At 54.2% G+C, this 26,251-nt stretch carries 25 protein-coding genes and 1 tRNA gene; 11 read left to right on the top strand and 15 right to left on the bottom strand.

The genetic code is table 11. The annotated features are described in order from the left end of the window. Positions 1–22: 22 nt before the first annotated feature. The 7 genes from TH5_RS17625 to TH5_RS17595 all read right to left on the bottom strand — a co-directional run bounded on the left by TH5_RS17625 (position 23) and on the right by TH5_RS17595 (position 7,522). A complete protein-coding gene (locus TH5_RS17625) occupies positions 23–1,813 on the bottom strand; it encodes a tetratricopeptide repeat-containing sulfotransferase family protein (RefSeq protein WP_114122949.1) in 1,791 nt (596 codons plus the stop codon). Positions 1,814–1,919: 106 nt separating this feature from the next. Next, a complete protein-coding gene (gene yddG / locus TH5_RS17620) occupies positions 1,920–2,816 on the bottom strand; it encodes an aromatic amino acid exporter YddG (protein WP_114122975.1) in 897 nt (298 codons plus the stop codon). Positions 2,817–2,927: 111 nt separating this feature from the next. After that, the gene (locus TH5_RS17615) at positions 2,928–3,794 is read right to left on the bottom strand and encodes an AraC family transcriptional regulator (protein ID WP_114122948.1); all 867 of its coding nucleotides are present in this window, start codon (positions 3,792–3,794) and stop codon (positions 2,928–2,930) included. Between the two features lie 154 nt (positions 3,795–3,948). Continuing rightward, positions 3,949–4,671 carry a GntR family transcriptional regulator gene (locus TH5_RS17610; protein WP_244204962.1) on the bottom strand — a complete coding sequence of 241 codons (723 nt, stop codon included), beginning with the start codon at positions 4,669–4,671 and terminating at the stop codon, positions 3,949–3,951. Between the two features lie 48 nt (positions 4,672–4,719). Continuing rightward, positions 4,720–6,000: a TRAP transporter large permease gene (locus TH5_RS17605; protein ID WP_114122947.1), complete on the bottom strand. Its 1,281-nt coding sequence runs from the start codon at positions 5,998–6,000 to the stop codon at positions 4,720–4,722. Further along, positions 6,000–6,452: a TRAP transporter small permease gene (locus tag TH5_RS17600; protein ID WP_114122973.1), complete on the bottom strand. Its 453-nt coding sequence runs from the start codon at positions 6,450–6,452 to the stop codon at positions 6,000–6,002. Before TH5_RS17600 ends, TH5_RS17605 begins: the two co-directional genes overlap by 1 nt. 89 nt (positions 6,453–6,541) lie before the next feature. After that, positions 6,542–7,522 (bottom strand): C4-dicarboxylate TRAP transporter substrate-binding protein, encoded by a 981-nt coding sequence (locus tag TH5_RS17595; RefSeq protein WP_114122946.1) that lies wholly within the window; start codon positions 7,520–7,522, stop codon positions 6,542–6,544. Positions 7,523–7,885: 363 nt separating this feature from the next. Here TH5_RS17595 and TH5_RS17590 point away from each other — a divergent pair, with 363 nt between their 5' ends. Beyond that, complete coding sequence (locus TH5_RS17590) at positions 7,886–9,538, top strand: adenylate/guanylate cyclase domain-containing protein (RefSeq protein ID WP_147250129.1); 1,653 nt, start codon at positions 7,886–7,888, stop codon at positions 9,536–9,538. Positions 9,539–9,645: 107 nt separating this feature from the next. Beyond that, positions 9,646–10,713: an EAL domain-containing protein gene (locus TH5_RS17585; protein ID WP_114122944.1), complete on the top strand. Its 1,068-nt coding sequence runs from the start codon at positions 9,646–9,648 to the stop codon at positions 10,711–10,713. Between the two features lie 67 nt (positions 10,714–10,780). On the opposite strand, the gene TH5_RS17580 is transcribed toward TH5_RS17585, so the two are convergent. Next, complete coding sequence (locus tag TH5_RS17580) at positions 10,781–11,674, bottom strand: helix-turn-helix domain-containing protein (RefSeq protein ID WP_244204961.1); 894 nt, start codon at positions 11,672–11,674, stop codon at positions 10,781–10,783. Between the two features lie 210 nt (positions 11,675–11,884). On the opposite strand from TH5_RS17580, the gene TH5_RS17575 reads away from it, so the two are divergent. Beyond that, on the top strand, positions 11,885–12,802 hold the full coding sequence (locus TH5_RS17575) for a DMT family transporter (RefSeq protein WP_114122942.1): 918 nt from the start codon (positions 11,885–11,887) through the stop codon (positions 12,800–12,802). 66 nt (positions 12,803–12,868) lie between these two features. Here TH5_RS17575 and TH5_RS17570 read toward each other — a convergent pair whose 3' ends face one another. Beyond that, positions 12,869–13,864: a D-2-hydroxyacid dehydrogenase family protein gene (locus tag TH5_RS17570; RefSeq protein ID WP_114122941.1), complete on the bottom strand. Its 996-nt coding sequence runs from the start codon at positions 13,862–13,864 to the stop codon at positions 12,869–12,871. Positions 13,865–13,982: 118 nt separating this feature from the next. Beyond that, on the bottom strand, positions 13,983–14,315 hold the full coding sequence (locus tag TH5_RS17565) for a hypothetical protein (RefSeq protein ID WP_147250128.1): 333 nt from the start codon (positions 14,313–14,315) through the stop codon (positions 13,983–13,985). 124 nt (positions 14,316–14,439) lie between these two features. Between TH5_RS17565 and TH5_RS17560 the strand changes: the two genes are divergently transcribed. The 4 genes from TH5_RS17560 to TH5_RS17530 all read left to right on the top strand — a co-directional run bounded on the left by TH5_RS17560 (position 14,440) and on the right by TH5_RS17530 (position 20,251). Further along, a complete protein-coding gene (locus TH5_RS17560; RefSeq protein WP_114122939.1) occupies positions 14,440–15,339 on the top strand; it encodes a LysR family transcriptional regulator in 900 nt (299 codons plus the stop codon). Between the two features lie 103 nt (positions 15,340–15,442). Further along, entirely contained in the window at positions 15,443–16,540 is a 1,098-nt protein-coding gene (locus TH5_RS17555; protein WP_114122972.1) for a DMT family transporter, read from the top strand. A gap of 1,381 nt (positions 16,541–17,921) precedes the next feature. Then, a complete protein-coding gene (locus TH5_RS17535; protein WP_114122936.1) occupies positions 17,922–19,097 on the top strand; it encodes an N-acetyltransferase DgcN family protein in 1,176 nt (391 codons plus the stop codon). A 2-nt stretch (positions 19,098–19,099) separates the two neighbouring features. Further along, positions 19,100–20,251, top strand: a complete 1,152-nt coding sequence (locus tag TH5_RS17530) for an alanine/ornithine racemase family PLP-dependent enzyme (RefSeq protein ID WP_208638479.1) — start codon at positions 19,100–19,102, stop codon at positions 20,249–20,251. A 144-nt stretch (positions 20,252–20,395) separates the two neighbouring features. On the opposite strand, the gene TH5_RS26070 is transcribed toward TH5_RS17530, so the two are convergent. After that, positions 20,396–20,521, bottom strand: coding sequence for a hypothetical protein (locus TH5_RS26070; protein ID WP_279627764.1), 126 nt, complete (start codon positions 20,519–20,521; stop codon positions 20,396–20,398). 97 nt (positions 20,522–20,618) lie between these two features. Between TH5_RS26070 and TH5_RS17520 the strand changes: the two genes are divergently transcribed. Together TH5_RS17520 and TH5_RS17515 are read left to right on the top strand one after the other, a co-directional pair. Then, positions 20,619–20,807, top strand: a complete 189-nt coding sequence (locus TH5_RS17520) for a type II toxin-antitoxin system HicA family toxin (protein ID WP_114122934.1) — start codon at positions 20,619–20,621, stop codon at positions 20,805–20,807. A gap of 61 nt (positions 20,808–20,868) precedes the next feature. After that, positions 20,869–21,237, top strand: a complete 369-nt coding sequence (locus TH5_RS17515; protein WP_114122971.1) for a type II toxin-antitoxin system HicB family antitoxin — start codon at positions 20,869–20,871, stop codon at positions 21,235–21,237. Positions 21,238–21,297: 60 nt separating this feature from the next. Here TH5_RS17515 and TH5_RS17510 read toward each other — a convergent pair whose 3' ends face one another. Beyond that, a complete protein-coding gene (locus TH5_RS17510; RefSeq protein WP_147250127.1) occupies positions 21,298–21,867 on the bottom strand; it encodes a hypothetical protein in 570 nt (189 codons plus the stop codon). Positions 21,868–22,146: 279 nt separating this feature from the next. Between TH5_RS17510 and TH5_RS17505 the strand changes: the two genes are divergently transcribed. Then, positions 22,147–22,572, top strand: coding sequence for a type II toxin-antitoxin system HicB family antitoxin (locus TH5_RS17505; protein ID WP_147250126.1), 426 nt, complete (start codon positions 22,147–22,149; stop codon positions 22,570–22,572). Between the two features lie 224 nt (positions 22,573–22,796). Continuing rightward, on the top strand, positions 22,797–23,363 hold the full coding sequence (locus TH5_RS17500; protein ID WP_114122931.1) for a hypothetical protein: 567 nt from the start codon (positions 22,797–22,799) through the stop codon (positions 23,361–23,363). 628 nt (positions 23,364–23,991) lie between these two features. Here the strand turns inward: TH5_RS17500 and TH5_RS17495 are convergent. The 3 genes from TH5_RS17495 to mnmA all read right to left on the bottom strand — a co-directional run bounded on the left by TH5_RS17495 (position 23,992) and on the right by mnmA (position 26,162). Continuing rightward, a tRNA-Met gene (locus tag TH5_RS17495) sits at positions 23,992–24,068 on the bottom strand. 192 nt (positions 24,069–24,260) lie between these two features. Then, positions 24,261–24,698, bottom strand: coding sequence for a hypothetical protein (locus tag TH5_RS17490; protein WP_114122930.1), 438 nt, complete (start codon positions 24,696–24,698; stop codon positions 24,261–24,263). A 315-nt stretch (positions 24,699–25,013) separates the two neighbouring features. Further along, positions 25,014–26,162 (bottom strand): tRNA 2-thiouridine(34) synthase MnmA, encoded by a 1,149-nt coding sequence (gene mnmA, locus TH5_RS17485; RefSeq protein WP_114122929.1) that lies wholly within the window; start codon positions 26,160–26,162, stop codon positions 25,014–25,016. Positions 26,163–26,251 lie beyond the last annotated feature (89 nt).

Raw genomic sequence — 26,251 nt, 5'->3', positions numbered from 1 at the left:
TATTTTCTTTCCTGATCCAGTTCTAACCTGAACAGCTTTGCCGGTCACGCCACAACCGTTTTCCCTCTGATTTTTTCTCAACTGATTTATCATCCACTGCCAAATCCACAAGCGGCCCGATATAGGGAGCAAATCGCTGCCATTTCCCGACAGCATCCCGATTGATTGGACGGCGCACCTGAATCATGCTGGCAGTACGGGCCGCCTTTTCCTCGCGATAGAATTCAAGACATTCCGGTCGCCAATCCAGTCCGCAATGCGCCAGATAGTCTCGTGCCATCTGCTCAGGCTCCGAGACAAGGTCCTCATAAGGCAGATCAAACAATGTCCCGTTTCGGTCGGTTTCAAACAGCACGGACATCAGTTTTTCGTAAGCCCGATAATAATCCGCCAGATCACCAAGATCATCGGCGTAGCGCATTGGGATGGCAAAGGGCGTGGTATAAAGCGACAGGCAGGTCGCCAGCGGATGGCGATGGGTGTGTAATATTGGCGCATCAGGGAATACACGCCGGATCAGCCCGACCCGCAGGAAATTGGCTGGTGTCTTATTGGTCACAAACTTCACATTCGGATCATAGGCACTCAGCGCCGCAAGATAACGTTTGCGAATCTCACCAATCATTTTGCCATCAAGGCGTTCCATCTGCTCCGAGATTTTACCCGTTCCCGTGATATCAACAACGATCTTTGAAAAATCGGCAATCTCTCCTGCTGCGAAAACATCGGGATGCGCCCCCAATATACGCTCGCTAAGCGTCGTTCCCGAACGTGGCAGACCAACGATAAAGATCGGCTTGGGACCGGTTTTCGCCATTATGTCTGCGGATATGGCACCCTTTCCATCCTCCCGCTTGGCTTCGGCCTTCACCAATTCACCGATACGCTCCATTTCAGCCAGCTCCATGGGCATATCAATCGGAGATACCTGGCGGTTTGCCTCATGTCCGCGACGATACCAGTCAAAAGCGGTTTCCATATTGTTTTCGGCCTCAGCCATACGTGCCAACGCAAAGCATGCTTGATAAATCTCACGCGCGGGGGCGTCATCCGAAAATGCGATCTTTGACAATGTATCGGCCGCCCCGACCGGCATGGCTTCCGGACGCAAAAAGGCAATATGCAGATAGGGTTGCGCACCAACATCGTCATAATCATCGATAAGCCTGATACATGCGGTTATTGCACGATCCACCATCCCCGACAGGGCAAGAACAGATGCCTGAAATATCCGCAACCCTTTGTCACCCGGTGCATCTGCAATCAGCTTGTCAAGCAGATCAAGCGCCTTTTGAATCATCTCGCAATGCATGTAAACACGAAGCAGCAGCCTGTGAACTTCGAGCAATCTTGGATACCCGGGTGCAATCCCTTCCAGAAGCCCGATTGCACGATCAATATTGGCAGAAACGCTGCGCCCTGAACCGAACCGTATTATTTCCTGACGGAAAAGAAGATCAGCCAGAATTTCCCTATAGGCCGGCTCCTTGGGCGCATTCAGATGCTTCTGCTCAATAATGTCGATTGTCGGTTTAAAGTCACCAGCGCGCTCTGAGAATTGCAACAAATTCTGGGCAACCGGTCCGAAATAACGGTCGCCGGGTTCCAAGTTGCGAAACAGACGACGTAACCTTTGACCTCCACGGGCAAAATCCGATCCCCGCATTTCCGCAACCGCCGTCATAATATGGATTTCGGTCCGTTTGGGATGGGTACATACGAGCTTCGCGCCGATGGATGCAGCTTTGTCGAATTGACCTGCCGACATGGCTTTTTTCATTTCGGCTGCAATATCTTTTTGTACCTGAGCCATCAGGACATCCCCAAACTAAAAGCACGATATAAATGAGTTGAAGTCACTTATATTGCACAACGCAGCCCCAATTTGGAAACAGAACATTCAGTGAGAAATGTCAAATTCAGGATGACACGGCGACTTTACGTCGCAACATTCTGATCGATGCCAAAAGCGCGCCGCCGACGATCAAAAGGCAGCCGACAATTACCGCCGGACTTGCATCGGCCTTGCCAAAGGCGATCAATAGAATCGTGCTGAGTAAGGGCGCACCATAGGAGGCAACGCCAAGTGCCTGTATGTCGCCGTGCTTGGTCCCGTAATCCCAGACAAAAAACGCAGCCCCCACCGGGCCAAGCCCAAGTCCGACAATCGCAAGCCACTGCCCGGTATCAGGCATGACCCAGATTTCAGTCACGCCATGCGTTATGAAGCCCAGCACTGCCGCCCCGGCGCAAAACCCGCAAACGGCTTCGACCGGAACATTGCGATAACGCCGGTTAAGCACCGAATAGCCCGACCACAGGATTGAACAAATCATCGCCGCCCCATAGCCAACGCCATAGGCCGGATCAAAATCAAAGCCCTGCCCTTTGGTTACCAAAACTGTCGCACCGCAAAGCCCAAGAGCCGCACCGGCAATGTGATACCAATGTAATCTTTCGCCCGGCAAAAGGGCCGAAAACAGCACAATGAAAAGCGGCCAGAGATAGGCAATCAGACTGGCATCAACCGCTGGCGCATTGGCCAAGGCAACGAAATAGAAAAAGTGATAGCCAAACAACCCGCCGACACCCAGCACCCAAGCACCAACCGGCTGCCTTAATGCCCCAAAAGCCGAAAAACCACTGCGCGCAATCCAGATGAAACTGAAAATTGCCGCAACGGAAAAACAAAGACTGACCAGCTGAAAAGGCGGGATGGTGCCGACTTCTGTTGTGAACAAAGCCAGCAATGACCAAAGCACAATCGCAATGCCTCCAATCATGGAGGCCTTCGTTCGATGATCAAGCAAAGTCATGGACGCCATCCCGGAGTTCAACTAAACGCAGCGGCGATTAAAGCAGGTCAGGATGAAAACGTCTTTGCCGAAACTCCGGATTTCATTCGAGTGAGATAAACCCGGAGGTCTTTAAGTTCGGCGGCGAAGCACAATCGGTGCATGCCCGAACCGCCGGGAAAAGGCGCGGGAAAACGCACTTTGATCGGTGAAGCCGACCTCGCGCGCGATATCTCCAAGCGGCACTGTATTTTTCGGATCATTCAGCATCGCATAGGCACGCTGTAATCGTTGTTCGCCCAGCCATCGCATCGGCGTTGTGCCCAGATACCTATGGAAAGCTGCAAATAGCGCACTTTCAGATTGCGCAGCGATCATCGCCATTTCAGGGATGCCGATTGGCTCGGAAAGGCGCAGCTCAATCCAGCCAAGCAGCCGTTGCAACTGCATCGGAATGCCCTGATCGGCATCAGCATCGCGGCCCTGTGCGGTTGCCGAATGGCCAAGTACCTCGCGCAAGGTTTTGCAAACAAAGGCGTTATCGGCAAAGGCACTTTCGCAGGTCGCAATCCCGGCGATATGCAGCAATGACAGATTTTCCGATTGCAGGTTTCCCTGCCCATCCGGGGAAATGCGCTGTATCCGTGATATCGCACGCCTTTGTTCAAGCCCCAGCAAAAGCGAGGTCAAGTGCCCTGCATATGCCGCGCCGACTTCAAGATAGGGCGACGCCCCTGCCTGATGCCAAAGCCTTTCAAGGCCGGTCTGTGACGCGACATCGGTATCGACATCAAGCACAAGAAACCGGTTCATACCCACCGCCCGATAGGCATGAGTATCCCCGGCCGGAACAAAAGCCAGCCTGCGGCCCGAAACACAACCACCGCGCCCCTCTATCTCAAGTTCAAGCATGCCAAGATCGGCAATGATGATCTGGTGAGAATCATCATGGCTGTGACTGGCAGCTTCAGACCGGTACTGGCGAAAACTTGTTTGCATTTCTGTTCCTGTTCAGGAGCCACACGATATGCGATTGCAGCAGTTCCGCAAAGCCCCTCGGCACCCGAAATCCGGACAAACAAAAATCCGGCGAGGCGTTTACCACGAACGCCTCGCCGGATTGCACCGGTCGCCCGGGAGGAAGTCCAAAACCCTATGAAAACAGTTCCCAGTTTTCTTCGACAATCTGCGGCAAACGTTCCATGGTTCCCGAAAGATGCTTTCGCATTTCCGAGCTGGCCAGATTTCCGTCACCAGACTGGATCGCTGCAATAACCGCCTTGTGCCCCTCAAGCACCGAAAGCATTTTGCCTGCACGCGGCAGATCAAGCATGCGAACGCGTGCCAGGTGGCCGCTTCGCGCCGTTACCTGCACATGCAGGTTGGACTGGTTCACACCGGTAAACAGGGCGGCATGAAACGTCTCGTCAAGCTGCTTAAACAGGTCGATCTGTTCGATATCGCCCGCAAGGGCTTCCTGCATTTTGATAATGCCCTTGGCTTTGACAACCGCGCCGGTTTCGCCCATTTCCGCCAATTGCCGAACCACTTCGCATTCCGCAGCAACTCGCAGAAAATGTTCCTCGCGAATGCGGGCGACATCTATCTTGGTTACAATGGTGCGCGACTGGGGATAAGACGCAACCAACCCGTCCTGTTCCAGACGCATGATGGCTTCACGCACCGGTGACTGGCTGACTTTGAAGCTTTCGGCCAGTTCCGCCCGGACCAGTGTTGTTTCTGGAGGAAGTGCCAGCGAAATAATCCGGCTTCTGATTTCCTCATAAACAAGTGCCGAGGCCGGAACATGCGCATTGGCCTTCATCCCGCCATCCTGAACAGGCATAAAACCGCCCATAAATGTGTTCATCTTCATTCAACTCCCCGGCAATTCCGCATATCCCTGCACCCTTCGGATCCCTAATTACATCAAGGCGTTGGGCAATAACAACGTCAAGCTTGGCACTGCCGCCATCAGAATGAAAAATACAGCCATAGCGATGAAGAACGGGATCGAAGCACGGGTATAAGCACCGGTTTTGACATCAAGAATACCGCAAACCGTAAACATGATGACCCCGACCGGGGGCGTCAAACCACCAAAGTTGATCAGTGTCACGATCAAAATCCCCATATGAACCGGGTCATATCCGGCATTGACCAGAACCGGCATGACAATCGGCGTGACCAGAAGAATATTGGCCGCCCCTTCGAGGAACATGCCGCTGATGACAAGAACCGCAACAACAAGGGTCAGGATCAGAACCGGGTTTTCGGTAAGCGTGGTGACAAATTCGGTGATCTGCTGGGGTGCACGTTCGATGGTCATGGCGTAGCCCAGAACGGCAGCCATAATGATCAGCAACATCACCATTCCAAGGTCGGAAACAGAGCCGGTCACCGCCTCGTGAAGCTTTTTCCAGTCAAGTTCCCGATACACAAAAAATCCGACACAAAGCGCATAAAAAACAAGAAAAGCGCCAGCCTCGGTCGCAGTAAACAGGCCGAACCGGAAACCGACAATCAGAATAACCGGAAAAGCCAATGCCCAGATGCTTTCCGAAAAGCTCGACCAAAGTTCTTTTGCACTCGGCACCGTTGGTAGATCGGGCTTGTAGCCATTTTTATGCGCCACAAACCAAGACGTGATCATCAGAACAATCGTCAGGAAAATACCCGGCAAAATACCGGCCAAAAACAAACGACCGATCGAAACCTCGTTCACAAACCCGAATAGGATTAAACCGATGCTTGGCGGAATGGTCGCGGTGATAACCGACCCGAAGGCCAGAACAGCAGCGGTCGACGCCTTGGAATATCCCTGCTTGATCATGCTGGGGCCCAGAAGGCGCGCCTCCATCGAGGCATCGGCAACAGCCGATCCTGAAATACCGCCCATCATGAAGCTTAAAACAATGGATACCTGTGCCAGCCCCCCGGCCATCCAGCCGGTCAGCAGACGGGCAAATTTGACCAGACGGAACGTAATCCCCGTCACATTCATCAGGTTTCCGGCAAGGATAAAGAACGGCACAGCCAAAAGCGGAAAGCTTTGTGTGGCCGTTACCATTTTCTGGATCACCACGGTTGGCGGCATGGCGCCAGTCAGAATGAAGACCGGCACCGAAGCAAGCGCCAGGGCAAAGGCGACAGGCATTCCGATGACTAGAAAAACCGTAAACAGTACTGCGATCAGTATCAGCATCAGAACAGCCCCTTGCTTCGAATTCGTTCGACAAGCTTAAACACCATGGTCCGCATCAAAAGGAGCAGACCGACAACCATCGAAGCATGGATGTAAGAGGCATGGATTTGCGTTGCGCCGACAAGACGGGGATGCATCAAAATCATGTTGCCCCACGCGTAATACAGCAGAAACGCAAGGAAGCTGATGATCACGACGATATTGAACAACTCGACCAGATCGCGTGCCTTGGGAGATATGTTGTCTTGCAGGATCTGAAGACCGAAATGCCGGTTTTCCTGCATGCCAATGTCAGCAGCCAGCATGCAAAGCCAGACAAAAATCAGCTGCGCCATTTCAATCGACCAGATAATCGGGGATCCCATGGCTCTGGCTATTGACGCAACGCCGACAAGAACGACGACCGCGACAAGCAGAATCCCGGCACAGGCAAACTCAATTTGCTTGAGCATGTATTCCATTCCATCTTGAAGTTTGAAGTGCGTTGCCCCGCATCCGGAACAACGCACATTCGAAAGGCACGTTACCGGTAACCGGGCAGTTAGCGGCCCAGCACTTTATTGACGATCTCGGCCTCTGCTTCGAGTTCGAGCAACTTGTAAACCGGTTTTACAGCTTCCTTGAACGGTGCAAGATCGACGTCGCTGACCTCAACCCCGCTTGCGGCAACATCTGCAAGGGCCTTTTCGCCAAGCTCGATGGTCAGCTGTGATGCATAGCGGCCATCCTCGACCGCAAGATCACGGACGATTTTCTGGTTTTCGGGGGAAATGTCATCCCATGCATCGGCACCGACGACCAATGCGGTAACAAGCTGAATATGGCCGGTCTTGGTCACATTCTTGATCACTTCATACAGTTTGGCATTCCAGATTGCAGTTGGCTGGGCTTCGGCACCATCAATCGTGCCTAGCTGCAAGGCAGTGTAAACTTCGCCCCAGGCAATCGGGGTTGGCTCGGCACCCATCGCGCGGATGGTTTCGATCCAGACTGGCGCACCGATTGTCCGCATCCGGACACCGGCAAGATCAGCAGGGCTTGAAACCGGGTGCTGCGTCAGGGCATGGCGCGCGCCCTGATACCAGTTGGATGCAATCATCACGAGGCCGGACTTCTCGCGAAGCTCGTCACCCCAGGCGATATATTCATCCGAAAGGGCAAATTTGTCGGCCTGCTCGTAATTATCAAACAGGAACGGTGCCGACATGATCGCCAGCGACGGAACGAAACTTGAAAGACGGGCAACATCGGTGACCGTTCCAATCGCGGCACCAGCACGGGCCTGATCGATCATCTCGGTGGTGTCGCCAAGCTGCGAGTTGTGGAAAACCTCGATTACCACTTCGCCATTGGTGGCTTTTTCCACATCAAGCTTGAACTTCTCAAGCCCCTGCCCCATCGGATCATTCGGTGCGAGAACAGTCCCGATGCGAAGCGTCGTTGCAGCCGTCGCAGGCATGCCTGCGGCAAGAGCCCCGGCAAGCACGGCGCAGATTCCAAGTGTTTTCACAGTAAAGTTCATTATGGAAGTCCTCCCGTTGGATTGGCGTTTTTGCCATTAATTGATATTTTAGTTTGTTTGAAATTTTAGATAGGCGAAATCAATCTTGTCAACTGATTTCTCAACTTGTTAAAATCAATAAAAATCAACAACTTAAATAGAATTCTCAATTGTTCAGGACGAAACTTGTAATAAAATTGGGAATGATTACCGCCCCGCTCCAAACGTGAAGCCGGTAATCCGGAGCCGCCATATTCTGTACAAAGCCCCATCACATTTACCGGTCATCTTCGACAGACACGAAATAATCCGCATTACACAGAACCGTGACTGAACCCTGCGTCAACACGACGCGTAAAACGTACAAAACAACAGGATCATACCGTGACAACGGATACCGGGCACGCGCACACCTCGACGCCCATTGTCGGGCAGCCAGTATCGGACAGCACCATTGCGCCCGGTCACACCATGCTTGTCCGCTACATTCTGTCGATGGCGGGCATGGCTTTCATTGATGTGTGTTTTTCCGGCGCTTATGTTCTCATCTCGGGCAACTTTTCGGTCATCTGGCGGGCGGCCATCATTAATGCCGTTATTCTGCTTGCCCTCAATACCGCCGGGGCAATTGTGATTTTCCAACCGATTTTGCGGATGATCAATGCACTGGCACTCAAACAGCCCATCAAACGCAGTACCGGCCTACGGCGCCTGCGCAAACTTCATGTTATTTCCGCAATCTGGGCCTTCATGGTCGGGCTTGCCTATTGCCTCGCCGCATTCGGCCTTGGCACCTTCAACGTCAATCAGGCCGACCTGCCAGAGGTTGATCTGGCAACCAAAATCTATGCCGCGTCATGGTTCAGCTTTGCTTATGCCGCACATTTTGCGATCTATGCGTTTTTCGCCTCGGCCGACTGTGCTGAGATCATCCGCAAACAAACGCATGATCTTTGGGGAATTGAATATCATCCCGGACGCGGGCGCATCGGATTACGCTTGGCCATTGTGATCCTGGCCCTGACCCTAATTTCATCGGTAGCCATTCTGCTTGATATTACGCTGTTTCGCGATATCCGTGCAGCACAGGGACTAAGCGTTGAGCAAGCCGTGATCCTTGATGTGATCGCAACGGAAACCGCCGCCGTTTTGTGTCTGTTCTTCATCAGCCGGACCCTCACCCGCCCGATCGGACAATTGACCGACGCCGTGCGTGAAATCGGCATAGGACAAACCACAACCCGTATCGCCGTCACCAGCGACGATGAAGTCAGCCGACTGGCATTCGAATTTAATCGAATGGCTGCGGGGCTGGAGGAAAAAGACCGAATGCGCCGAGCGTTTGAACGCTATGTCAGTCAGGATGTTGTCGAACTGGCCATGAAACGTGAACAAAGCGGCGATCCCCGCGCGGCCGGGGAGCTTCGCTTTGCCACGGTAATGTTTACCGACATCAGCGGCTTTACGCACCTGTCGGAGGATATGGAACCGGCTGATGTCATTGCCCTGCTGAACGAATATTTCGATCTGGTCAATGCACCGATCCGCAATCACCGCGGTGTGGTTCTGAACTATGTCGGCGATGCGCTGCATGCCGTGTTCAATGTCCTGCACGAAGACCCTGATCATGCTGCCAACGCAGTACGGGCGGCTATCACCATGCAAAACATCACCCGCCATCATAAATTCGCGAGCACCATGAACATCCAGACACGCATCGGTATCCATTCCGGGCCGGTGGTCGCCGGGCCTGTCGGATCGGGGGACCGGATCGATTTCACCATTCAGGGCGACACGGCCAATCTGGCATCGCGCCTTGAAGCCATGAACAAGGAAACCGGCACCGAAATTCTGGTCAGTGCCGCAACTCGCGAACTGGCCGGTGCGGTTACCAACGGAAAAATTGCCTTTAAAGCCTTGGGTTCCTTCGCCATTCGTGGCCGCCAGCAACCGGTTGACCTGTTCACCATTTCCGATGAACAAAATACACTTAACGATATCGCCAGTTCGCAGCGAAACACGTTATCCAGAATTTAGGCTTTTTTTGCCAAACCCCAATCCCATATGGTTTAATGAAAGAAGCCATTATCTTACAAGATGATGAGCCTTCGTGAGAGCAGGCAAATCTAAAAGCGGAGACGATTTTGACCTTCTGCGAGAAGTGCGATCAAATACCGGAAATTGCGCCAAGCGAAGGCCGCCTTTACCTTTGGCCACCCGTTGCACATACAACCGGTAAAATTCTTGCCAATATCAAGAAGTTTGGGCACCCGGCAGAAAAAAGCACATCCGTTGCAACGCTTTATCTTGATTATGTTCGTCCGGGCCTGCGCCCGCTGATTGATGCAATTTCCGAAAACCTGCTGCCCGAGGAAATCGCCGACACCAAGGCGTTGATTATGCCCGGCAAGGGGGAACCGCAACTTGACGACATTGCGCGCGTCACCTCGCTTGGTGCCATTCGCGCACAGATCGGTGCCGAATGGCTTGGTGATATGCTGCGGGAAAATCGCCTGAAATCCGTTTTCCAGCCAATTTTTGCCGTTGAAAACATCACAGAGCCCTATGCGCATGAATGCCTGATCCGCGGGACCGATAAAACCGGTAATGTCATCACCCCGGATAAATTGTTTGGCGCGGCTCAATCAGCCGATTTGCTGTTCCAGCTTGATCGGGCGGCCCGTGCGGCAAATGTCCGTAACGCGCACAAAGCGGGGATTTCGGGCAATCTGTTTATCAACTTCACACCAAGTTCGATCTACGATCCGGACTCCTGTCTGCGCACAACAATTGATGTGGTTGCGGAATGCGGACTGGATCGCAACAAGGTTGTCTTTGAAGTTATCGAAACCGAAAAAGTTCGGAGTATCGAGCATCTTGGCGCGATTTTGAAATCCTATCGCGATTCAGGATTTCGGGTTGCGCTGGACGATGTCGGATCGGGCTATTCGACCCTGAACATGCTGCCGCAACTGCAACCCGACATCATTAAAATCGACCGGGATCTGATCGACCATGTTGATCAGGATAAATACAAACAGGCCATCGTCAGCAAGCTGATTGCCTTGGCCAAGCAGCTCGACATTGACGTCGTTGCAGAAGGAATTGAACGCCAGGGCGAACTTGATTTCCTGACGGATCATGGCGTGGATTATGTGCAAGGGTACCTGCTTGGAAGGCCAAATGCCGTGCCCTTTGCCAGCGGCGCATAACACCCAATCCAATTCTTCTGCGACGCCATTTCTTGTCTGCAGGCACAGGGCATGGACGCCCTCGCAGTTATCGGGCGACGCTTCGGAATTTTGCCGGGGTCAGGCCGGTAAAGCTACTGAACCGCGTGGTCAGATGGGCCTGGCTTGAAAATCCGGTGGCATGCGCGATATCGGCAACCGACAATGCCGGATCACGCAACATCTGTTTTGCGGCCTCGATCCGGCGGCGCAGAACATATTTATGCGGCGCCTCGCCCACCGACTGACGGAACATGCGCGCAAAATGATAGGGTGAAAGCCCTGCCTCGGCCGAAATCTGCTCCAGCGAAAGCGGCTGATCCAGATTGGCCTCGATAAAGTCAAACACACGGCGCCTGATTTGCGGCGACAAGCCACCGCGTACCCGGAATTCCAGATCCCGTTTCGAGGAATAGCTGCGCAGCATATGCCCCATCAGCATCTGACCGGCACTGGACATTGCCATACGATCGGCTGGCGCATTCCAGTCCAGCGGCAACATCGCATGACGAATTGTCTGCTCGATCAGGGGATCGAGGAAAAAGGTCTTTTCAGGGACTTCGACAGCGTTGGGTTCGATATCAAATGCTTCGACCACCGCACGTTCCCATGCAGAATGCGGGATATAGAGGTGGAACAGCTCGACCTCACCATTCACCACCCAATCCGATGTCAGATGGGCAGGCATCAGGCAACAGCGTCCCGGTCCGCCACCGGTTAGCGGATCGGGTCCAATTTGCCGCTTAATGCCGGTGCCACCATTGACATACAGGCTGATGGTGTGATGGTCGGGATCGGTATAGCGGGTCATGACATCCGCATTGCGCCGCCAGTGTGCCGCCGAAATGCTGTCGCCAAAATCGCCCGCATTCAGCAGTTCGGCATCACCGATCAGCTGATTATAGACTTCAAAATTCTGGTATCGACCATTGGGCACAAACATCGGCACGTCCTGTTTCTGAGGCCTGATCATCGCATTGCGGCACCATATTGCAAAGCCCGTCGTGCGAATGGCTGTATTGAATTGCGCAAGATTGTGAAAAACACCGCAAGTTCGTGAAAGCCGTACATCACTCAAACAGTCTATAAACAGGCTTCGGATATGCCCCACATATCGTTCTCTCCCTCTCGCCACCGGAGTTTCCCGCATATCATGACCGCCCTGCTTTTTCTGATCGTTACAGCCTGCTGGGGATTTACCTGGTATGCGATCAAACTTCAGATCGGGCCGATCCCGATTGAAATGTCGATCTTCTATCGTTTTTTGCTGGCGGCCGTCGTGCTGTGCGGTTTTCTGATCCTGTCGCGCAAATGGCGGCCGGTTCCGTGGCGCGCCCATCCGTGGATCGTGCTTCTGGGCTGCGGGCTGTTTGGCATCAACTTTATCCTGATGTATTCGGCGACCGGCTACATCGCATCGGGTATTGTTGCGGTGATCTTTACCACTTCGACCATTTTCAACGCGCTTGGCAACTGGGCCTTTTATGGCCAGCGGCCGGGTCTGCGCTTTGTCTTCGGGGCGGCATTCGGCCTTGGCGGCATTGCATGTCTGTTTGCCAACCAGATTTATGCCCTGTCGCACAATCCGCATGCCATCACCGGCCTTTTGTTTGCCCTTGGCGGGACGGCGGTGTTTAGTATGGGCAACATGGTTTCGGTCAAACTGAACGCCATGGGCATTCCGAACCGTGATGCAGTTGCGCGTGGCATGGCCTATGGTGCCGTAATGCTGTTTATCTTTGCCATGCTGCGCGGGCAGACGCCGGTCCTGCCGACCGATCCGGTCTATATTGGCGGTCTTCTGTATCTCGCCATTCCGGGCTCGGTGGTTGCCTTCATTGCCTATCTCGCGCTGGTTCACCGTGTCGGTGCGGGGCGGGCGGCCTATGTCACCGTGCTGTTCCCGGTTGTCGCTCTGACCGTTTCCACCTTCCTAGAAGGCTATATCTGGACCCCGATTGGTGCCACCGGACTTGTCATGATCTTCCTTGGCAACATTACGATCTTTGCCCGCCTGCCCGGCGCAAAAACCAGAGCGGCCAAAGCAGCAGCAGAAGCCGCGAAGGCATAAATGAAAAGCGGCCACCGATGACCATACCGGCGGCAGTTTGCCATTTTGGGTGTGCTGATGCCAGACCTATGCCGGTTTGGCTTTGCTTCCCTGCCAGACTTCGGGGTTGATCATATGGATCGGATCGCCATTGGCATAGGCGACCACCTGATCGAAAATATCGCCAAACTGCATGTCCAGCTCGTCCTCGGTCACGAAGCCAACATGCGGGGTCGCCAGTACACTGGGATGGTTGGCAAAACGATCATCCGGGTCGGTCAGGGGCTCGGTATCGAGCACATCGACCGCAGCCTTTCCCGGCCGCCCGGCATCAAGGGCCGCCAGAAGCGCACCCTGTACCACCAGGCCTGCCCGCGATGTATTGACAAACAGGCTTCCGGGCCGCATCCGCGCCAGATCATCGCCGGTAATCGTGCCGCGTGTTTCCGGGGTCAGGCGCATATGCACCGTGATGATATCGGGTGCGGCAAAGAATGCTTCGCGTGACGCGGCAACATCCAGCCCGTCATCAGTAGCGGCCTTGCGCGATGCCTCAGACGCCCAGACCAGCACATTCATGCCGAACGCCTTGGCATAGCCCGCCACCACGCGCGAAATCTTGCCATAGCCGAGAATGCCGATCGTCCGCCCGCGCAGCGTCTTGCCGATCCCCATCTGCCACTGTCCGGCTTTGAGTGACGCGTTCTGTTCCACGATCTGGCGGGCGGATGCCATGATCAGCGCCCATGTCATTTCCGCCGCCGCATAGGACGGTGCCTTGCCCGCCCCCTGTTTTGAGCAGAGCAACACGCCACGTTTCGTGCAGGCACCGACATCAATATGCGGATAGGCGCTGCGCTGGCTGATCAGTTTTACACCCGGCAAATGTGCCAGCAATTCATCGGTGATTTTGGTGCGTTCGCGAAAAAGGACGACCGCCTCCGCATCGCCAATTGCGCCCGCCATATCGGCCGGATCATCATATTTCTGTGTGAGGATGGTTACGTCATGCCCGGCCAGTTTTTCATAGCACGGCAGATGAAAAATGCTGTCGAGATAGTCGTCAAGAATTGCGATCTTCATTCCAAATCCTGCCATGTTTTACCGTATGTAACGGCATTTATTCGCCGTGATCACGGCACTTTGGGCAATACTCGCATCACGGGAATAGCGGTGCAAGACAGATCGCCATGATCCAGTTTCATCGCCCTTTCCACCTTTGCTTTTCCTTCTGGTTTGACACGATGCGATCCTGCAAAAACCGTGAAAGCCGCCAAGCGGGATTGTGCCGATTGGCCAGAAGGCTGCGTTTCGCCGCGATGATATCGCCATGCCCTACCCCATAGATGTCCTGCAGCATCCAGTCTTCCATCGCCAGCATAGCCTCAACCTCGCGCAGGTTCCGCCGATACGCCGCGCGACGCGCACGCCAGTTGGTCCAACAACCCACCACTTTGGCCCACAGGCCATCGGACGTGCGGGTCACATCGGTTTTGGCCGCTATCGCCGGTTCGCATGAAATTTGCGCTGCCATGACCATCATCCTTTTCAAGTTTTTCCAATCACTGGTAGCATGACGATGAGGATTTCTTATTGATGAGACAAACGAGAAGATTTAACATCTTCCATTGGAAAAACTCACAAATTGGCAATCATACATGTCCTCCATGCCCGGAAATCTGCCAAATCTTGACCTTGATCTGGCACGTACCTTTGTCGCGATTTGTGAAACCGGCAATTTTTCGCGCGCGGCCGAACGGGTCAATCGCAGTGCCTCTGCCATCAGTCTTCAGGTCAAGAAGCTTGAGGAAATTGTCGGATGCAGCCTGTTTGAACGCGAAACCCGCCGGGTGCGACTGACCACGGATGGCGAGGTTTTACTGGGTTTTGCACGACGTCTCTTGCAGCTCAATGATGAAGCCATGTCGCGCTTCCGCACCCCGGATTTAGCCGGAAAAGTGCAGCTTGGCGTGCCCAATGACAATGGCATCATCGCCATTCCCGAAATCATGCGTCGTTTTGCCATCAGCCACCCGCATGTCGAGGTCGATGTGTTTCTGGGCCCAACCGCAAGCCTGCGCCAGCGCATTGCCGACGGCACCACCGATATCGCCGTTTTCAGCTATAACCCCGAACTTGATCCGCAACCGCCAATCCATAGCGAACCGCTTGTCTGGCTTGGTGCACGCAACGGAATGGCGGTTGAAAAACGGCCACTTCCGGTCGCACTGGCCGAACCGGGATGTTATTGGCGAGCGATGGCACTGCGTGCGCTTGACGAAGCGGGGATCAATTACCGCGTTGCCTATACCAGCGAATTTTGTCAGGCCCAGATTGCCGCAACCGAGGCCGACCTTGCCATCTGCCCGGTCCCGATCAGCGTGATTTCGGACCGCCTGATCCACCTTGATGCCCGCCACGGACTGCCCGATCTTGGCGAATACCGCATGACCTTGGCCAAACGCCCCGGCACCGGCCCGGCCGAGGATGCGCTGGCGGAGCATGTCGTGGGCAGTTTTAAAATGGCGGCAGAGCGCGGCATGCGGCTTTTTGCCTGAGCTTTTTTGCCATCCGGCGTTGATGTCCGAATCTGGCCAGCCAGCCACGCCAGCACGCTTTAACATCCATTCCGTCACCACCCCATTTTGACGGATCATGGATATGAGCACGGATACCTGGATTGCCCTTTACCCGGAATATGATCGCGACCGCAGACTGGTTCGCCGTATTCCGGAAAGCCCCAAAACACCGCCGCGCCCACCCGAAAAACGAAAGGAATCCAACGGCCTTGCTCCGCGCATGGATGGGCGGAGTTGGTTGATGTTGATTGTGCTTTCGGTACTTTGGGGCGGGTCGTTTTTCTTTACCGAGATCGCCCTTGTCGATTTGCCACCCTTTACCCTTGTCTTGGGGCGGGTGGCGATTGCGGCGATGATCCTGTGGTGGGTGGTTCTGCTGCGCGATATCGAAATCCCGCGCGACCCGCGCATATGGTTGAGCTTCCTTGTCATGGGGGCGCTTAACAATCTGATTCCCTTTTGCCTTATCGTCTGGAGCCAGACCCATATCGCAAGCGGCCTTGCGGCGATCCTGAATGCGACGACGCCGCTTTTCACCCTGATCATTGCGCATCTGGCGACCAAGAATGAAAGGCTGACGCGGCGTAAAGTGATTGGCGTGCTGACCGGTTTTGCTGGTGTGGTGATCGTGATCGGCCTGCCTGATGCGGTTGTGACAGCGATTGAGCCCGGCGGGGCGAGCAGCGCGTCGGAGGATGTTTTCGCCCTCGCGTCGTTTGCTCCATTTGCCCCTGTCGCGGTGCTGATCGCCGCAATTTCCTACGGCTGCACCGGGGTGTTTGCGCGTCGGTTCAAAGACACCCCGCCGATCCTGACCGCGGCGGGACAAACCAGCGCATCGACCCTGATGCTGATCCCGATCTGTATACTTATCGATACACCCTGGAACCTGTCGTTTCCAAAAACCGACACCATCCTTGCCGTGCTGGGCATTGCGGCATTTAGCACAGCACTTGCCTATATCCTGTATTTCCAGCTTCTGAAACGTGCCGGGGCCAGCAACCTTCTGCTCGTCACCTTCCTGATCCCGGTTAGCGCGATTTTGCTAGGCGTGCTGTTCCTCGGCGAAACGCTGGCGCTGCGACAGATTGGCGGGATGGCCGTGATCGGATTGGGGCTTGCCGTGATTGACGGGCGGCTGATCAGGCGCAAAGGGGGCTTGCGAAAGTCTCCGGCTTAACCAGCAGGGCAGAACAGCGAGGTTGCGAGTGTAAACCAAATGCAACAGACCGTAAACCAAACGCAACACCCTGCTCGCCTGCCCCCCTTTTCTGCCCCCTATAACGCCCCCTGAAAAAGTTCTTGATTTGTTCTTTTGTTTGTGGCATAAGAGAAAAATCAACGGGAGAAATGCACCCGGACCAAAACCCGCAAGGCCTTGTGCCTCGCGGGTTTTTGCGTTTCGGGCTGGATGAAAGAGGTGATCAGGATGCAGGGACAAAGACACAAAGCGGGCGGCGGAGCGACCCGCAGGATATTGGTCGGAGGATGGCGGAGCCATTATGGCGGCGTTCTGTAAGGGGGCTAACCCGGTCATTTGTCATGACGGGAGAGGTGCGTCTTTTTGGCAAGGGAGCGTTAAATTCGCCGGGAGCGGCGGCAATGGCAGCATGGGCGGCAGCGAGCAACAGTGATTTGGGGCCCGCCGACGATGGACAGATGGGGGCCGTGCGCCCGAAGACCGTCTGTTGGTGAGAACAGCGCATGCCCGAGATTTGTCCGGGCTTCACTGGTTGCCGGAAATGTCGCCAGGGCGTGAATGGCAGCCGTCAGCAGCCGTGAGCGGTTGCCCGTTGACGGCGGACAAGTGGGTGCTAAGAGCCCGAATACCGCCTGCTGTCGGGAATGATGCAAGCCCGAGGTTTGTCTGAACGCTAGGGTGACACGTTGTTGCCGGGACAGGAAAGTGATCGAGGTGGGCGGTGCGCCCGGCGGTGGTCCATTGGCGAGGTTGGTGAAGGCCCGGAGTTTGTCCGGGCCTCGGTGGTTGCGACATATCGGGTTTTGGGTGGCGTCTTGTTTCCGGGTGAACCGCTGGCACTCCGCCAGATTGGCGGGATGGAGATTATCGGTTTGGGGTTGGCAGCAAGTGACGGGCGGCTGCTGTCAGCCCGGAAAACAATTCATCACACAAACCGGATCACAGGTATTCTGGCCCACCAGCTACAAATAAAACAAAACATTCGCACAATAAACTGAAAAGCAAAATTTCGTAACTAATGCATATCAAGAAAACGAATAATTTTTAAATTGCGTTGCACGCTAAATACAATGAGCGCACGATGAATTTGTTGTTCATTATTTTTTGTCTGGCACATCAAAATTCATACAATACTTGAATAATATGCTTATGGCCTGTGCTTTCCTGTCGATCTGCTTGCCCGACATCCTTCCGGATCATCCGGTTGCAGCGCAAAGAAGATGCGTGCCGTCGCGCACCAACGGATCGGCAGAAACTTTTAACTTCATCAATATTGGCGTTTGCGTGGTCCTGCAAAAGACGACGAAGCGGCAAATATGCCCGCTTCGACGACGCACCAATATTCAGTCCGGGACCCCACATGACAACCACATTATCAACCACCACCCAGAATGCCGAAAATGTTGTCCAGATGCACGCGGGCCCACATTCCGCACACCAAGACACCCCCACCACGCCAACCGCGATTGTCTATTGCGAGGGCAATTTCGGATTGCCCGACGGCAAAACCGCCAACGGGCTGATCCGGCATTCCGAAAAATATGAAATTCTTTCGGTCATCGACAGCACACAGGCAGGCCGTGATGCCGGTGAAGTCCTTGACGGAGAAACCAATAAAATCCCGATTTTAGGCAGCCTGGACGATGCATTTGCCGCCCACCTGCCTGTGCCGGATTATTTCATCTATGGCATGGCCCCGGCAACCGGGATGCTGTCCGCAACAGAACGCCAGATCGTTCTTGATGCGCTGAAACGTGGCATGAATGTCGTGAACGGGCTTCATGAATTCCTGAATGACGATCCCGAATTTGTCGCCGCGGCGCGCGCAGGCAATGTCGCGATCATCGATATCCGCAAACCCCGCCCCAAAAACGATCTGCGCCTGTTTAGCGGCAATATAGACAAGGTCACCTGCCCGCGGATTGCCGTGCTTGGCACGGATTGCGCGATTGGCAAGCGAACAACCGCAAGCATCCTGACGCGCGCCCTGATCGCGCGCGGCATCAATGCGGTCATGGTCACAACCGGCCAGACCGGGATGATGCAGGGGTCGCGATATGGGGTTGCCCTTGATGCGGTGCCGTCGCAGTTTTGCTGTGGCGAGCTTGAAGCAACCCTCATCGATGCCTTTACGGGTGAAAACCCCGACATCATCATTGTCGAGGGCCAGGGCGCGCTCAGCCATCCGGCCTTTTGCACCTCGGCCTTTATCCTGCGCGGCAGCGTTCCGGACGGCGTTATTTTGCAGCATGCCCCAAAACGCGCGCATCGCTGTGACTTTGACCAGATGCCGATGCCCGAACCGAAATCCGAAATCAGCCTGATCGAAGCGTTTTGCGACACCAAGGTCATCGGCCTGACCATCAATCACGAGGATATGAGCGACAGCGAAATATCGGACAGCATCCTGTTTTATCAGAAACAGCTCGGCATTCCTGTCACCGATGCGCTTGCCCGTCCGGTCGAGCAGCTTGCGGAAATGGTCCTGTCGTCCTTCCCCGACCTGCAAAGGAAGCTGATTCTCAGCGTGCAGTGAGCATGCCGGGACTGGTCATCGACCTTGATAAAATCCATCACAATGCAAAAACACTGGTCATGCGCCTTGGGGCGCATGACATTTCGGTCACCGGGGTGACAAAGGCATTTTGCGGCGCGCCGCAACTGGCAAAGGTGTTACTGCGCGCGGGCGTGACCTCGCTTGGCGATTCCCGGATTGAAAATATCGAACGCCTGCGCGAAGCCGGGATTGACGCCACGATCACCCTGATCCGGTCGCCAATGATCAGCCAGGTTGACCGGGTCGTCGCCGCCGCCGATATCAGCCTGAATACCGAACCCGCCGTGATCCACGCCCTTTCGGCAGCGGCCCGAAAGGCCGGTAAACAGCACGGCATTATCCTGATGGTCGAACTCGGCGACCTGCGCGAGGGGATCATGCCGTGCGATATCGAAAACATCCTGCAATCCTTGCGCAGACTGCCCAATATCAACATCATCGGCCTTGGCACCAACCTTGCGTGCAGAAGCGGCATATCGCCCGATGATGACAATATGGCAAGTCTGTCTGCACTGGCGGAGCATATCGACGCCGGGGATGCCGTGAATGCCACGAATGCCGGGGGTACCGAAGCTGGACCGTTCATGCCGCCCCTGTCCGTTATTTCGGGCGGCAATTCCAGCAATCTGGACTGGTTTTTCGCGGGCGGCACGGTTGGCCGGATCAATAACCTGCGGCTGGGCGAAGCCATCCTGCTTGGCCGTGAACCGCTGCATCGCCAACCGATCCCCGGCCTTCATACCGATGCGATCCGGTTGATCGCCGAGGTTATCGAAAGCAAGACCAAGCCATCAAAACCGTGGGGCACAGCGGCACAGACCGCGTTCGGGACGCCCGCCGCGATAGATGACACCGGGGATATTTTCCAATCAATCCTTGCCATCGGCCAACAGGATGTCGACCCGAACGGCCTGCGCCCGCCGCACGGCATCAAAATCCTTGGCGCCAGCAGCGACCATCTTGTGCTCGATACCGGGGAGCACCCGGTCCCGGTCGGCACGGAAATAGCGTTTATGCCCGATTATGCCGCCCTTCTGCGGTGCATGACCTCGCCCTATGTCGATACGACCTATATTGGCAAGACGGCAACACCGCGATCAGTCTTCAAATCCGTCCCGGTTTTTCAGGGATAAATGACGAAAACAGGGGGATAAATCCCCCTGCGCGTTATCCTTCGAAATAATAACCCTGATCGATATCGGCCAGTAATCCGGCCTCTGTCGGGGACCACTCCAACTGCCGACGGGTGATGTCACTTGCCGCCGGGCAATCGCGACCTAGACCGCGCGCACATAGGCCAGAAGCCCGATGACCGATGTCACGACAAGCGGCTTTTGCGTGTCCTCTATCGCCTCGCCAAGGGCGGCAAGGTGTTTGAGGCTTGAAGCCCATTCCAGTTGCACAACTTCTCATCGGCGTCATACGCATAATGCGCATCATTCCATTGACTACCGCACCCGAAATGCGCATAATGCGCATATACTCTGATGGAAGGAGCCTATGGACAGCAAAACCATCCTGAAAAGGCTTCAGGCGGACGGTTGGGAAATCGTGCGCACGAAGGGCAGCCACCATCAATTGAGCCACCCGACAAAGCCGGGGAAAGTGACGGTCCCGCATCCGAAACGCGATTTGCCGATTGGCACCATCAAAAGCATTGAAAAGCAATCCGGGGTGAAGCTGCTTTAGGCAGCCTCCCGGAAGCACCGCAAAATTGATGAAGCTTGGGCATCCAAGTGGAGAAAGCGAAATGAAACAGACCTATTGGGGCTTGGTCCACAAAGACGGCGGCAGCGATTTCGGAATTTCCTTTCCGGATTTTCCGGGCTGCGTCAGTGCGGCATCAACCATGACCGAACTGGTTGAAATGGGCACCGAGGCCCTGACCCTGCATATCAATGGCATGCATGAGGACGGCGAAACCATCCCCGCCCCATCGCCGATGATCGAACTGCCGAAAGACGCCGACGGGATCGTTGCGATTACCGTCGCCGTGCCGGGCAAGAAGCGCCGGATCAATTTGACCATTGATGCCAATCTGATTGACCAGATTGAAGCGAAGCATGGCAAGGGAGCGGTTTCGGGGTTTCTGGAGGATGCGGCGCGGAAGGCGCTTTAGTCCGTCTCCTTTAGAGAGATTGTTCTATTGCGGCATTTTTTGAAATTATTGAGCAACATTTTATCGCGTGCTTTCTTTCTCCAAACGACGAATCAGGTCATTTCCTTCTCGTGATAAGTTGATGAGATCGTCCGTAGCTTTGTTTGCCTGAACCAAATACTTACTCGCCTCCTGTCGGATAGAAATTGTATCTTTCTCAATATTTTGAGATTCTATTTCTTCAGCACGGTTGTGGCACATATTGAATTGATTAAGATTACCGAGTATTCGAGTTCTTATGATAGCAATGTTGGTAATGTATTTTCGCAAATCCCCTCTTAACTCTGGAGATAGACGAATTGAGTATTCTCGATTTCGTCCGAAAACAGCTAATTCAGCGTCTATTAAAGCCAGAAGATCTTGATGGATTGCTTGGCTCCTTTCACGAGCTTCAGCAAGCTGATCAATTGTTGACTTCAAGTTGCGAATAATGTCGATACTCAGGTCAATAAAGTTATTAGTCCACTCCGATTTTAACTGCTTTGACTGTATCGATCCTAACGCATAAGCACCTATAATAGATAGAACTAGCCCAACAATCGTTCCCCAAAAGTAATCACTAAAGAATATGGCATATAACTGCTTTTCCAACAGAGCCCCCAATCAATAACAAAACGCCATCAATATATATTCTATCACTTTCAACCAAAAGCAGAATTCTTATTAGAAAACCCTCAAGTAAAATCAGATAAAATATTGATATTGTTCATGAAAATTTGATTTCGGTATTTCATCCTTGGCTACCATTTACACATTCTCGCACATTGATACTCGAACAAAAAAGTTCGAATATCTTTTGATAAATACGTTGTATTAGGGAAAACATCTTACGACCGTAAAAGGAAATCAATCCAGTAACGGAGAATGGAAATGCACTTTATTTATCCCGTGGACTTAAGCGACGATGGCGCGGATGGTTTTCTTGCCGTTGTGCCCAATGTCACCGGCTGCGCAACGGATGGCGCAACAGAGCACGAAGTCTTACGCGAAATCGCCGATGCGCTTGATGAAGCCATTGCGGCGGCCATAATCGCCAAGGAAGACATTCCCCTTCCCTCTCCCGCCAAGGGCCACCCCACGGTGACGCTGGGTATGCTTATGGCGGCCAAAGCCGCCCTTTACATCACCATGCGCGAAACCGAAACAAACAATACCGCCCTTGCGGCAAAGATGGGACTGGCCGAAACCGAAATCCGCCGGATGCTTGATCCGCGTCACGCAACGAAGATCGGGCGATTGGAAGACGCGCTTGCCTTGTTGGGGCGGAGGATTTCGGTGGTGGTGGAGGCGGCTTAGTTGGGGCGTTTTGGATAGAACAAGCAGGAAATAAATCTGCCACCTTTTTTGAATTCGCAATATATTGCAGATACTTATCGAAAACGACCTTGGCACCTTTGTTCACCTTGGATTTACGCGGCATGGGTAGCCTGTCCATAAGAGTAGAACCCATTGCAACCGCTTGACGCAGCTTCATTGTTACCGAACAATCCTTCCGGGCGGATTGATACAATGGGGAAGTTATGGACAAAATTGGGGACTGGTTGAACAGCGTGCCTTTGGTGGGTATTGCTAGCGCTTCGTTTGCAGTAGGTATTTTGTATGGCAAGGGACTGCCGTGCGTTGAATGGGAAACGCTTATCGCAGGAGGTCTCGGGTTAACAGGCGGCAGCTTTGCCTACTACGCGGCCAGAGTTCAATTGAGAACAAACGAACGAAATAATACCTTTGCAGCCAAAGTGATAGCACGACAGCATACCCTCAAAATTGGTGAGCAACTTCGCTTTGCGATCAGACTTGACGAATACCCAGACATATATGTGCCTTATTGCAACAGCCTGACTAAAGATGTCGAAAGACTGATTGAGGCAGTAACAAATAAAGGTCCATTTGAAAGTAAACTCGCAAATGCAATCGCCAATCTGGCAGATGCAAATTCTGCCTGGATTTCGGCAACCACGTTTTTTGATAACGGAAGCGAAGACCCTGCCGAGATGCAGGAGGAACCCCGATACAGCTTTAAAGAAGTGAAACAAAAAACTAGCGAAATCGAAAAGGCTATGGACGGACTATACGCAGTCATTTACTAGCGCCGACTTATCCAAGGGAACAACACGGTTTAACGGGTGCATAAGCAAGCAGTCTTGAAATGGCGACGCGGCCAATGCAGTCCTTTTGAACTGCGCGTCTGCACCAGCGTTCCAGCTTGGCGCATAACATCGGAATGTCTTTGCCATCGCCATCGCCGAGGAAAATCCGTTCGTGGCATTCCCATGACCAAAGCATCCCCGCGGGCCCTATCGGGCACGACAGCGGGCAAACGACGGCTCCCGTCACAGGGATGACTATCCCTCCATCAGGCAAGCGCCGACAAGGTTATCGAGCGAATAGGAAGACCAGCCGGAATGACCAGAAACCATCATGCCGGAATAGGCCGTCTCCCCCCTCGCCACCGTCCACCACCTAGACTGGTTTGCCAAGGCGTATCGCCGGACAGCAAACCAAATCACCGCTCAGGTAAACAAACCGGAGGGAATTGTAAAAACCAGCCTTTGGGCTGCTTTTTATCCTTGGGCTTTGCCCGGCGGACCGTTGCGCTGTGCACAACGTCTCTCGAAAGCTGCGTGCCTCGCTTTCTCGCGAACCCACGGGGGCAAGCCCGATCCAAGGAAACCAATTTAAAACCCCCTCAGGCGGAGCCATGAGGGGGTTTTTAATTGGTAGCCGAGGAGGGACTTGAACCCCCGACACGCGGATTATGATTCCGCTGCTCTAACCAGCTGAGCTACTCGGCCACAGAGTATGTATAGGGTATCTATTCTGCGGGTTCCGTAAGCGCCGGAACGGGGCGGTTTTTACGTCAGGGAACCGCCCCCGTCAAGCGCCTTTTTGACGTTTGACGGAAAAAAGATATCCACAAAACCCTTCCATAAACCTTGGGACGAACGGTTCCCGCCCCTATCCCCACCCGCAGCAGGAAGCGATTGTCAGTCAGGGGTGCCATAGGCCTGATAATAATGCTCTTTCCGGCGTGTCGCGTCGTAATCAAGATAAACCGCAAGCGCGATCATATAAATCGCCACCACCAGATGGAAGAACAGGGCAAAGGAGGTTTCAAGCCATGCATAGGTCGGGGGTATGGAAATGCCCGGCACCATTCGCACAACCGTCGCGGCAAGATATACCCAGCCAATCAGGTGGGCCAGACGGCGTTTCCAGCGGCGCGGCACAATCGCGTGCCGTGCGGCGCGGAAGGTGCTTATCACCATGAACAGCAGAACGGCAATCTGCAAAGGCGACGCGTAGGAGTAGCTTAGGCCACCATCCTGCCAGAGATGGGCGGCAGGAAGCCACGTCACAGGAACGGTGCGTTGCACATACTGTCCCGCAACCCGAAAACCGTACAGGCCGGTCAGCAAAGCCATGAATAAAATATAACACCACCGGATCATGTCTATCCCCCGTCAGACATTCCGTGGCCAACCTGCATGCGAAAAGCACGTCGCATCTTTTTATTATCGGGGTTCCCCGAATATTGTTGCGCACATCATAGCACAGTCAGGAACGCGAAAGAATCTTAATTACCGCAACGCAAAAGAAAAGGCCGGGATGGATCAGAGCCGTCATTCCGGGCGACGCGGCGCGCAGGCCCGGAATCCATATCCCATTGGAATAGAATGGATTCCCGCTTTCGCGGGAATGACGATCTGAGTGGAAATGCGTCGTCAGCAGCCTGAAGATCAGGCCGCTGTTGGCGCATGGGATGCCAGAAGTTCCTGACGGGTGATCCAGCCGCCGCCCATTACCCGGTCGCCGGCATAGAAGACTCCCGCCTGCCCCGGTGCGATGCCGAACTGCGGGTCATGCAGTTCGATGCGGGCAGCACCCGGCCCTTCGGGGTAGATGGTGGCCGGGGCCGGGGCCATGGCGGAACGCAGTTTGACTTCGACCTCGACCCCGTTCGGGTCAATCGCGTCACCATCAAGCCAGTTCAGTTCCTTGACATAGACCATCTGGATCGCAAGGGCCGATTTCGGGCCGACCACGACCTGCCGGGTTTCGGGCAGGAGTTTGACGACATAAAGCGGTTCGGCCGTGCCACCGATGTTAAGACCGCGCCGTTGGCCAATCGTGTAATGGATCAGGCCGCGATGATCACCCAGCACATTGCCATCCAGATCAACGATCTGGCCCGGTTCACCGGCTTCGGGGCGGAGCTTTTCGACCAGACGGGCATATTTGCCATCCGGGACAAAGCAGATGTCCTGACTGTCGGGCTTGTCCGCCACTTCAAGGCCGAATTTGGCGGCAAGCGCACGGGTTTCGGCCTTGCTCATCAGATGGCCCAGCGGGAAGCGCAGGAAATCGAGCTGTTCCTGAGTGGTGGTGAACAGGAAATAGCTTTGATCGCGATTGGGATCGGCTGCACGGTGCAGTTCGGCATGGCCGTTGACGCCGAGTTTGCGCTGCACGTAATGGCCGGTCGCCATGCAATCGGCGCCAAGGTCATGCGCGGTTTCCAAGAGATCGCGGAATTTGACCGTCTGATTGCATTTCACACACGGGATCGGGGTTTCGCCGCGCATATAGCTGTCGGCAAAATCATCGATCACTTCTTCGCGGAAGCGTGATTCGTAATCGAGCACGTAATAGGGAATGTCGATATCCTCGGCCACCTTGCGCGCATCATAGATATCGCGCCCGGCACAGCAGGATTTGGCGCGTGACGGTGCATTGGCCCCCATATCGTAAAGCTGAAGGGTAATGCCGACCACGTCATAGCCTTCGGACTTCAGAAGGGCCGCAACGGCGGAGCTATCGACCCCGCCCGACATGGCAACAACCACGCGGGTATCTTTTGGGGCTTTGTCAAAGCCAAGAGAGTTCATTTTTCCCACCCATCCGCGGGTCAAGGCCGCGGCGACAAGAAGTTGATGTAAAATAGCGATGGGTGACGTTCAAACCACCCGTGAATTCA

The sequence above is a fragment of the Thalassospira xianhensis MCCC 1A02616 genome, assembly GCF_003326475.1.
Classification (GTDB): Bacteria; Pseudomonadota; Alphaproteobacteria; order Rhodospirillales; family Thalassospiraceae; genus Thalassospira; species Thalassospira xianhensis.
This window is presented reverse-complemented; position numbering and strand designations above follow the sequence as displayed.

Excerpts from the sequence above, each read along its gene's own strand:
- TH5_RS17520 (WP_114122934.1), top strand. The coding sequence starts at position 20,619 with ATGGACAGCAAAACCATCCTGAAAAGGCTTCAGGCGGACGGTTGGGAA.
- TH5_RS17610 (WP_244204962.1), bottom strand. The coding sequence starts at position 4,671 with ATGAAGATGAACACATTTATGGGCGGTTTTATGCCTGTTCAGGATGGC.
- TH5_RS17515 (WP_114122971.1), top strand. The coding sequence starts at position 20,869 with ATGAAACAGACCTATTGGGGCTTGGTCCACAAAGACGGCGGCAGCGAT.
- TH5_RS17580 (WP_244204961.1), bottom strand. The coding sequence starts at position 11,674 with ATGTTTGTGCCCAATGGTCGATACCAGAATTTTGAAGTCTATAATCAG.
- yddG (WP_114122975.1), bottom strand. The coding sequence starts at position 2,816 with ATGACTTTGCTTGATCATCGAACGAAGGCCTCCATGATTGGAGGCATT.
- TH5_RS17560 (WP_114122939.1), top strand. The coding sequence starts at position 14,440 with ATGTCCTCCATGCCCGGAAATCTGCCAAATCTTGACCTTGATCTGGCA.
- TH5_RS17570 (WP_114122941.1), bottom strand. The coding sequence starts at position 13,864 with ATGAAGATCGCAATTCTTGACGACTATCTCGACAGCATTTTTCATCTG.
- TH5_RS17505 (WP_147250126.1), top strand. The coding sequence starts at position 22,147 with ATGCACTTTATTTATCCCGTGGACTTAAGCGACGATGGCGCGGATGGT.
- TH5_RS17615 (WP_114122948.1), bottom strand. The coding sequence starts at position 3,794 with ATGCAAACAAGTTTTCGCCAGTACCGGTCTGAAGCTGCCAGTCACAGC.
- TH5_RS17595 (WP_114122946.1), bottom strand. The coding sequence starts at position 7,522 with ATGAACTTTACTGTGAAAACACTTGGAATCTGCGCCGTGCTTGCCGGG.
- TH5_RS17555 (WP_114122972.1), top strand. The coding sequence starts at position 15,443 with ATGAGCACGGATACCTGGATTGCCCTTTACCCGGAATATGATCGCGAC.
- TH5_RS17535 (WP_114122936.1), top strand. The coding sequence starts at position 17,922 with ATGACAACCACATTATCAACCACCACCCAGAATGCCGAAAATGTTGTC.
- TH5_RS17575 (WP_114122942.1), top strand. The coding sequence starts at position 11,885 with ATGACCGCCCTGCTTTTTCTGATCGTTACAGCCTGCTGGGGATTTACC.
- TH5_RS17500 (WP_114122931.1), top strand. The coding sequence starts at position 22,797 with ATGGACAAAATTGGGGACTGGTTGAACAGCGTGCCTTTGGTGGGTATT.
- TH5_RS17530 (WP_208638479.1), top strand. The coding sequence starts at position 19,100 with ATGCCGGGACTGGTCATCGACCTTGATAAAATCCATCACAATGCAAAA.
- mnmA (WP_114122929.1), bottom strand. The coding sequence starts at position 26,162 with ATGAACTCTCTTGGCTTTGACAAAGCCCCAAAAGATACCCGCGTGGTT.
- TH5_RS17605 (WP_114122947.1), bottom strand. The coding sequence starts at position 6,000 with ATGCTGATACTGATCGCAGTACTGTTTACGGTTTTTCTAGTCATCGGA.
- TH5_RS17490 (WP_114122930.1), bottom strand. The coding sequence starts at position 24,698 with ATGGCTTTGCTGACCGGCCTGTACGGTTTTCGGGTTGCGGGACAGTAT.
- TH5_RS17625 (WP_114122949.1), bottom strand. The coding sequence starts at position 1,813 with ATGGCTCAGGTACAAAAAGATATTGCAGCCGAAATGAAAAAAGCCATG.
- TH5_RS17565 (WP_147250128.1), bottom strand. The coding sequence starts at position 14,315 with ATGGCAGCGCAAATTTCATGCGAACCGGCGATAGCGGCCAAAACCGAT.
- TH5_RS17600 (WP_114122973.1), bottom strand. The coding sequence starts at position 6,452 with ATGCTCAAGCAAATTGAGTTTGCCTGTGCCGGGATTCTGCTTGTCGCG.